We start from the raw sequence: 7,742 nt of genomic DNA, 5'->3' as shown, positions 1-7,742 counted from the left end.
TTTCTTGACGACCATAGAGCATTGGAACCACCTGATCCCATCCCGAACTCAGTAGTGAAACGATGCATCGCCGATGGTAGTGTGGGGTCTCCCCATGTGAGAGTAGGTCATTGTCAAGATTCATTTCGCAAAACCCCTATCTGCGCGAGCAGGTAGGGGTTTTGTCTTTTCCGGCTTGCACTCTCTATCGCGCTGCCGGGCACCCGACAATGAAATCTGCGTCATCTATGCCTGATCAATCGCGGGGTAGTGCTACCCTCGCGGAAATACTCAGCATGGATATCCATCATGGAAATGAACTGGCACCAGGCCCTGCAAGAGAGTCTGAGCTGGCTTGCAATTGCCTCGTTCATCACCTTGGTCTGCTTCACCGCAGCCGCCACACTGGCAGTACGCTATACCCGCTGGGGCAGCCAGTTCTGGCAGCTTGCCGGGGCATATTTCAGCTTCAGGCGCAGCTGGCGGCCGTTGTTGGTGTTTGCCTTGCTACTGGTGCTGACACTGTTCTCGGTGCGTCTGAACGTGCTGTTCTCGTTCTGGTACAACGGGTTCTACAGTGCCCTGCAAGGCCTCGACCAGAATGCCTTCTGGTACCTGCTTGGGGTATTTGCGGTGCTGGCGACCATTCACGTATTGCGCTCGCTGTTCACGTTCTACGTGACACAGGCTTTCAGCATTCAATGGCGAGTCTGGCTCACCGAGCGCTTGACCCGCGACTGGATGCATGGCGATGCCTATTACCGTAGTCAGTTCCTCGCTGAGCCGGTAGATAACCCTGACCAACGTATCGAGCTGGACGTAAACGCGTTCGTCACCAACTCGGTGTCGCTTGCGCTCGGCGCGGTCAGCGCGCTGGTCTCGCTGGTAGCCTTCACTGGCATCCTCTGGGGGTTGTCGGCGCCGCTTGAAGTGGCGGGGTACGAGGTACCACGGGCGATGGTCTTCGCCGTGTACCTGTATGTGATCGTCGCCACCTGGATCGCTTTTCGTCTCGGGCGCCCGCTGATTCGCCTGAACTTCCTCAACGAAAAACTCACCGCCAACTTCCGTTACGCCCTGATGCGTCTGCGCGAAAATGCCGAGAACATTGCCTTCTACCAGGGCGCGGATGTCGAGCGGGGTACGTTGTTGGGCCGCTTTGGCGCATTGATCGTCAACGCGTGGGCACTGGTCTTCCGAAACCTCAAGTTCAGCGGCTTCAACCTGGGCATCAGCCAGGTCGCCGTAGTGTTCCCGTTCATCCTCCAGGCGCCGCGCTTCTTCAGTGGCGCAATCAAGCTGGGTGACGTCATGCAGACCTCCCAGGCATTTGGCCAAGTGCAGGATTCGTTGTCTTTCTTCCGTGAGTCCTACGATGCGTTTGCCCAATACCGTGCCACCCTCGATCGTTTGACCGGCTTCCTGGATGCCAACGAGCAGGCCAGTTCACTGCCGCGCGTCAACACCGAGGAACAGGCGCACGCCCTGGATATCACCCGTTTGCAGGTGCTTCGCCCCGATGGCCATCACCTGATCGCCGACCTCGCCCTGAGCCTGCGTGCCGGTCAGGCGCTGTTGATCAAAGGGCCGTCGGGTAGCGGTAAAACCACCTTGTTGCGCGCCCTGGCGGGCCTCTGGCCATACGCCGAAGGTGAGGTGAAACGGCCTACGGGGCATCAGGCGTTGTTCCTGTCGCAGCGGCCCTACCTGCCGTTGGGTGACCTGCGTACCATCATCGCCTACCCCTCGGCCAGCGTGCCCGAGGACGAAGCGCGCATGCAGCAGGCTTTGCGCCAAGTCAACCTGGCCCACCTTGCCGAGCGCCTAGATGTCAGTTGTGACTGGTCGCACATACTCTCGGTCGGTGAACAACAACGCCTGGCGTTTGCCCGCGTGCTGTTCAACCAGCCCCAGGTGGTGTTTCTCGACGAGTCCACCTCGGCAATGGATGAAGGGCTGGAGCATGCGCTGTATGCGCTGTTGCGCAGCGAAATGCCAGACACCTTGCTGGTCAGTGTCGGCCACCGCAGTACCTTGGCGGCGTTCCACACCCACCGCCTGGAAGTGGATGGGCATGGGGGGTGGTCAGTACAGGAGCAGCACCCGGCGCAGGTTCCGGTTTAGCGATATTGCACACGCGGATAACGGCAAGACGACGTCAGGGCTGGTGCTCGGTATGCTGCATCACGATCAACTCGGCACCGTCGTTGCGCACATTCCCTACGTCCTTGCCCACCGCAAACCACTCGAACGCCTCCACCGGCAGGCATCGCTCCCGCGCCAGGCGTTCGGCTTGTGTGGCTGGCACATCAGCGTCAATCCACGCGCGCGCGTCCGCCGGCCCCAGTACCAGAGGCCGGCGGTCATGGATGTCGACCATTCCCTCATCACTGGCGGCGGTGATGATCACGAAGCCATCGCCCTCGCTGGGCGCCAGCCCCGTGTGCACTTCGGCCAACGCGGCCATGAACATCGGCGCGCGGCTTTTCAGGCGGATGTAATAGGGCTGCTTGCGCTTGGCATCGTGCGGGTCGGCCACCCATTCGTACCAACCATCCGCCATTACCAAGGCCCGCCCCTGAGGCCACAGGGCCTTGAAGAACTTGCCGGTGGTCACTGTCTCGACCCGCGCATTGATGGGGGCCGGGTGTTTGCGAGTGGCCCAGAAAGGTGCCCAGCCCCAGTGGCAAGGGTCGATGCGCAGGCCGTGCTCGGCATTGTGCAGGATCAGCACCCGGCTGCCGGGGGCAACGTTGTAGCGTCCGATTGGCAGGTTGTCGTAGCCGCTGATTACGTCCTGTTCGGCGTCCAGTTCACGCAGGTAATCGGCCAGGCCCTGATATTGAGCGAAGCGTCCGCACATGGCATCTACCCCCACTTGTCGAAATTTCCTACGCCGAAATTGACCTGATACTCAGCAGGTCGATACTGTATCTATATACAGTTAATTTCAAGGCCGTGCCATGACATCCATCCTGGGCCCCATCACCTGCGGTAGCGGTGTTGTTCCACGTTATCTGTTCCGTATCCCGGCAGGCTTTCCGTCACCGGCGGCGGATCACATGGAGCAGCCCATTTCGCTGGACGAACTGTTCAACCTGCGCGCCCCGCACATGTATCTGGTCAGGATAGACGGCGACAGCATGCAGGGCGCCGGGATCTTCGACGGCGACCTGGTGCTGGTCGACCGCTCCCTCGAAGCGCGGCATGGCCAGATCGTGATCGCTGCGGTCAATGGCGAGCCGCTGTGCAAGCGGCTGCACCGCATTGGCGGGCAGGTGGCGTTGCGCTCGGAGAATCCGCGTTACCCGCCGAGGTACATCCTCGAAGGCGACGAGTTGACGATCTGGGGCGTGGTGACGTTCAGCGTCCGCAGCCATGACCTGAAATAGCGGCGCAGCCCGTTCAGCGCAGCAGGCCAAGCCCTGCAAAGGTAGCCCCGGCGCACACTGCGTGGGATCTTCGGCAAGGCCTTGGCGGTGGCCATGTGCTGGGGTTTCTCGACGCTGCGCATCGCGGGGCCTCGGCCTGGTGGCTACGTTCGAAACTGTAGGAGCCCTGGCCCAGGATGCAAATCGGATGAGCGGGTAGCAGCATCCGCGCAGCGATGTGTTTAACTGTATATGAATACAGTATTTGTGTTGCCGCCCGATGAATCCTTCTCCCGTTTTCGCCCTGATCGATTGCAACAGCTTCTACGCCAGTTGCGAGCGTGTGTTCCGCCCCGATCTGTTGCGCACACCCATCGTCGTGTTGAGCAACAACGACGGCTGCATCATCGCCCGCAGCGCCGAGGCCAAGCAGTGGGTGAAGATGGGCCAGCCGTATTATCAGGTGAAGGAGCTGCTGCACCGCCATGGTGTCGTGGCTTTTTCATCCAACTACGCGCTGTACGGCGACATGAGCCAGCGCGTAATGACGGTAATCGAAGGCATGGTCCCGGCACTGGAGGTGTATTCCATCGACGAAGCCTTCGCGGACCTGGCCGGCGTGCCTGGCGACCTCGACTACCTTGGCCGTTGCATTCGCGAGCGGGTGCTCAAGCACACCGGCATCCCCGTGGGCGTTGGCATCGCCGGCACCAAGACCCTGGCCAAGCTGGCCAACCATGCGGCCAAGCGCTGGGCGGTGCACAGCGGCGGGGTGGTCGACCTGCGGGTTGCGTCGCATCGTGAGTGGGTGCTGAAAAAGTGCGACGTGTCCGAGGTCTGGGGCATCGGCAAGCGCCTCACCGCGCATCTGCAGGGCTTGGGCATCCGCACGGCCTGGGACCTGTCCCGCGCCGAGCCGGGCTTGTTGCGCAAGACCTTCAGCGTGGTGGTGGAAAAGACCGCGCGCGAACTGGCCGGCACGCCGTGCCTGCAACTGCAGGACATCGATCCGCCACGCCAGGAAATCTGTTGCAGCCGTATGTTCGGCCAGCGCCTGACCGAACTGGCGCCCATCAAGGAAGCAGTGGCCACCTACGTGATGCGCGCCTCGGAGAAGCTGCGTGGCCAGGGTTCACTGGCGAGCAAGATGCGTGTCAGCATCCGTACCGGCATGTTCAACCCGGACGAAGCCAAGTATGCCAATGGCGTGGTGGTGCAGTTGCCATACCCTACCGATGACGTGCGGCTGCTCACGCGCATGGCCCTGGAGGCGGTGGGCCGGGTGTATCGGCAGGGCTTTCGCTACAGCAAGGCAGAGGTGTTGCTGTTGCAGTTGTGCCGGCGCGGGGAGTTCACCGGCGACTTGTTTACGCCGTCGCAGACGCTGCAGACGGAGCGGGTGATGAGCGTGATCGACGGTGTGAATGCGCGCTGGGGCAGGGGCACGCTGCGCAGTGCGGCGGTGCCGGCGGCGGCGCAATGGGCGATGCGGCGTGAGTTGATGAGCGCAGGCTTTACCACGCAGGTGGATGGGTTGTGGCGGGTAAACCGCGCGCCCACAGAGCGCCGGTGCACCTAAATACTCAAGCGCACCGCCAACGCCGCCAATGTCACCAGCAACACCGGTACCGTCAGCAGTACCCCGACCTTCAAGAAATACCCCCAGCCAATGCTGACCCCTTTGCGCGCCAGCACATGCAGCCCCAGGTTCGACACCACCACCACCACCACCACCACCAGCGGCAGGCTGGCGGTGTCGGCGATGAAACCTGCGCCCATCACGTAGGCCAGAGTCGCGGCAGGCGAGAAGCGCAGCGCCAGCAGCATCGACATGACGAGGTCTCGATGGGCCAAAGAGGCCGCCACAGAGTAGGGCAAGCTCGGGCGTTTCAGCAAAGTTCCGTTACAAACATGTAAGTTTCGTAAATAAGATTTAAACTCATTTGAGAATCACTATATTTACCACCCCTATTGACCTCCACATTGTGTTTGCGAGGGCGGTGGGCGAGGGCTCTCCGGCCTGGCAAGGATGTGCCTTTCGCTCATGAACCGCAGGAGATGTACCGATGCAATCCAGAACCTCACCCAACAGCCTGGCCCTGGCGTTCGTCGCGCTGGCCTCGCCGGCCATGGTCGCGACCGCAGCCCACGCCGAAGAGCAACGCACGGGTGAAGTGCTGGAAGTACCGGTTGCTGAAAATGCCCTGGTCATCCAGGACACCCTCGTCACCGCCGAGCGCGAGGCGCGGCAGGCACTGGGTTCGTCGATCATCACCGAAGAAGACATCAAACGTCACCCCCCGAGCAATGACCTGTCCGAGCTGATCCGTCGCGAGCCTGGGGTCAACCTGACCGGCAACAGCGCCAGCGGTGCGCGCGGCAACAACCGGCAGATCGACCTGCGCGGCATGGGGCCGGAAAACACCTTGATCCTCATCGACGGCAAGCCTTCGAACGCCCGTAACGCCGTGCGCTACGGCTGGAACGGCGACCGCGACACCCGTGGCGAAACCAACTGGGTGCCGGCTGAAGCGGTCGAGCGCATCGAGATCCTGCGCGGGCCGGCGGCGGCGCGTTACGGCTCCGGCGCCATGGGTGGGGTGGTCAACATCATCACCAAGCGCCCGACCGATGAGCTCAAGGGCAGCGTCAGCCTGTACACGCAGATGCCCGAAGACAGCGCTGAGGGTGCCAGCCGCCGCGCCAACTTCAACCTGGGCGGCGGGCTCACCGAAAACCTTGGGTTCCGCCTGTACGGTGGCCTGGCCAAGACCGATGCCGACGACCTGGACATCAACGCCAGCCATGCCAACAGTGCGTTGTCGGCTGGCCGCGAAGGCGTGCGCAACAAGGACATCAACGGCCTGTTGAGCTGGAAGCTCAACGACGAGCACCGCCTCGAAGCCAGCGCCGGCTATAGCCGCCAAGGCAACCTCTACGCCGGCGACACCATGAACAGCAACGGTGGCAGCAATGTCGAGCTGATCTCCAGCCTGTATGGCCACGAGACCAACGTGATGCAACGCAACACCTACGACCTGACGCACCTGGGCGATTTTACCTGGGGTACCAGCAAGACCACCCTGGCCTATGAATACGTGCGCAACTGGCGCCTCAATGAAGGCCTGGCCGGTGGCCCGGAAGGCGCGATCAACGACAGCGGCGCGGCCATGTCGCGGCTGCGCAATACACGCCTGAGCAGCGAAGTGAACCTGCCGTTCGCGATGGGCAGCACCGAACATGTGCTGACCCTTGGGGGGGAGTACCTGTACGAGTCGCTGAACGATCAGGGCTCGTTCCGCCCGCAGAGTTTCGACCCGAGCGGCGGTGGCAACGACGCGATCAACGGCTTCGATCGCAGCAACTCGAAGATGACCGCCAAGAGCTACGCGCTGTTCGTCGAAGACAACATCATTGTTGGCGACACCACCGTCACCCCGGGCTTGCGCTTCGACCACCACGAAACCTTCGGTGACAACTTCAGCCCTAGCCTGAACCTGTCGCACAAGCTGACCGAGGCGCTGTCGCTCAAGGGCGGTATCGCCCGGGCCTACAAGGTGCCGAACCTGTACCAGTCCAACCCCAATTACCTGCTCTACAGCCGGGGTAACGGTTGCAGCGTGCAGCAGACCAACTCCGGTGGCTGCTACCTGCAAGGCAACGCCGACCTCAAGCCCGAGATCAGCGTCAACAAGGAGATCGGCCTGCTGTACGACCGTGGCACCTGGCGTACCAGCGCGACCTACTTCCGCAACGACTACAAGAACAAGATCATCGGTGACACCGATGTGCTCTACACCATCAACAGCGGCCGTCGCGTGACCCAGTGGGAGAACGCCGGCGAGGCGCGCGTGGAAGGTATCGAGGGCAACTTCTTCATCGAGCTGACCCCGACCCTGGACTGGAACACCAACCTGACCTGGATGCTCGACAACGACAGCCGCGAGACTGGCGAGCCGCTGTCGGTGATCCCGGAGTACACGGTCAATACCACCCTCGACTGGCGCGCCACCGACAAGCTGTCGTTCCAGGTCGCGGGTACGTACTTCGGCAAGCAGAAATCGCCGACCTACAACTACCGCACCCAGGAAAGCTACGACCAGGATGCGCAGCAGGATGTGGAAGCCTACGGCCTGGTGGACGTGAGCACGGGCTACAAATTCAACGCCAACTATGACGTGCGGGTGGGGGTGAACAACGTGTTCGACAAACAGATCCTGCGCGGTGGCAATGCCAGCAGCTCGGGGGCCAATACCTATAACCAACCGGGTCGGGCGGTGTTTGCCTCGTTGAACATCACCTTCTGATCCCTGGGGCCGCTGTGCGGCCCTTTGCGATCGGTCCGGCGCCCCGGCAAGGCCGCTCCTGTACGCAGGCGCGGCCTTGCTTCGC

5 protein-coding genes, 1 rRNA gene and 2 pseudogenes are annotated in these 7,742 nt (G+C 62.0%); 5 read left to right on the top strand and 3 right to left on the bottom strand.

Features of this window, described 5'->3' with window-relative positions; translation table 11 throughout:
- Positions 1 to 3: 3 nt before the first annotated feature.
- Both rrf and HU770_RS13760 read left to right on the top strand, forming a co-directional pair.
- Positions 4 to 119 (top strand): 5S ribosomal RNA (rrf, locus tag HU770_RS13765).
- A gap of 169 nt (positions 120 to 288) precedes the next feature.
- Positions 289 to 2,103 carry an ABC transporter ATP-binding protein/permease gene (locus tag HU770_RS13760; protein ID WP_033696665.1) on the top strand — a complete coding sequence of 605 codons (1,815 nt, stop codon included), beginning with the start codon at positions 289 to 291 and terminating at the stop codon, positions 2,101 to 2,103.
- Between the two features lie 34 nt (positions 2,104 to 2,137).
- On the opposite strand, the gene HU770_RS13755 is transcribed toward HU770_RS13760, so the two are convergent.
- A complete protein-coding gene (locus HU770_RS13755; RefSeq protein ID WP_186661572.1) occupies positions 2,138 to 2,842 on the bottom strand; it encodes an SOS response-associated peptidase family protein in 705 nt (234 codons plus the stop codon).
- A 100-nt stretch (positions 2,843 to 2,942) separates the two neighbouring features.
- Here HU770_RS13755 and HU770_RS13750 point away from each other — a divergent pair, with 100 nt between their 5' ends.
- Together HU770_RS13750 and HU770_RS13745 are read left to right on the top strand one after the other, a co-directional pair.
- Entirely contained in the window at positions 2,943 to 3,371 is a 429-nt protein-coding gene (locus HU770_RS13750) for a S24 family peptidase (protein ID WP_033696667.1), read from the top strand.
- 259 nt (positions 3,372 to 3,630) lie between these two features.
- Positions 3,631 to 4,929: a Y-family DNA polymerase gene (locus HU770_RS13745; protein ID WP_186663891.1), complete on the top strand. Its 1,299-nt coding sequence runs from the start codon at positions 3,631 to 3,633 to the stop codon at positions 4,927 to 4,929.
- Here HU770_RS13745 and HU770_RS13740 read toward each other — a convergent pair.
- Both HU770_RS13740 and HU770_RS27270 read right to left on the bottom strand, forming a co-directional pair.
- Positions 4,926 to 5,057: pseudogene (locus tag HU770_RS13740) on the bottom strand (ArsB/NhaD family transporter); the annotation flags it as partial. The gene HU770_RS13745 and the pseudogene HU770_RS13740 sit on opposite strands and share 4 nt — an antisense overlap.
- 18 nt (positions 5,058 to 5,075) lie before the next feature.
- A pseudogene (locus HU770_RS27270) lies at positions 5,076 to 5,216 on the bottom strand (ArsB/NhaD family transporter); the annotation flags it as partial.
- A gap of 200 nt (positions 5,217 to 5,416) precedes the next feature.
- Here HU770_RS27270 and HU770_RS13730 point away from each other — a divergent pair.
- The gene (locus HU770_RS13730; RefSeq protein WP_186661576.1) at positions 5,417 to 7,657 is read left to right on the top strand and encodes a TonB-dependent siderophore receptor; all 2,241 of its coding nucleotides are present in this window, start codon (positions 5,417 to 5,419) and stop codon (positions 7,655 to 7,657) included.
- Positions 7,658 to 7,742: the final 85 nt, after the last annotated feature.

The sequence above is a fragment of the Pseudomonas sp. SWRI68 genome, assembly GCF_014269165.1.
Classification (GTDB): Bacteria; Pseudomonadota; Gammaproteobacteria; order Pseudomonadales; family Pseudomonadaceae; genus Aquipseudomonas; species Aquipseudomonas capeferrum.
Note: the sequence above shows the minus strand (reverse complement) of the source record. Positions and strands in the feature narration are given on the sequence as shown.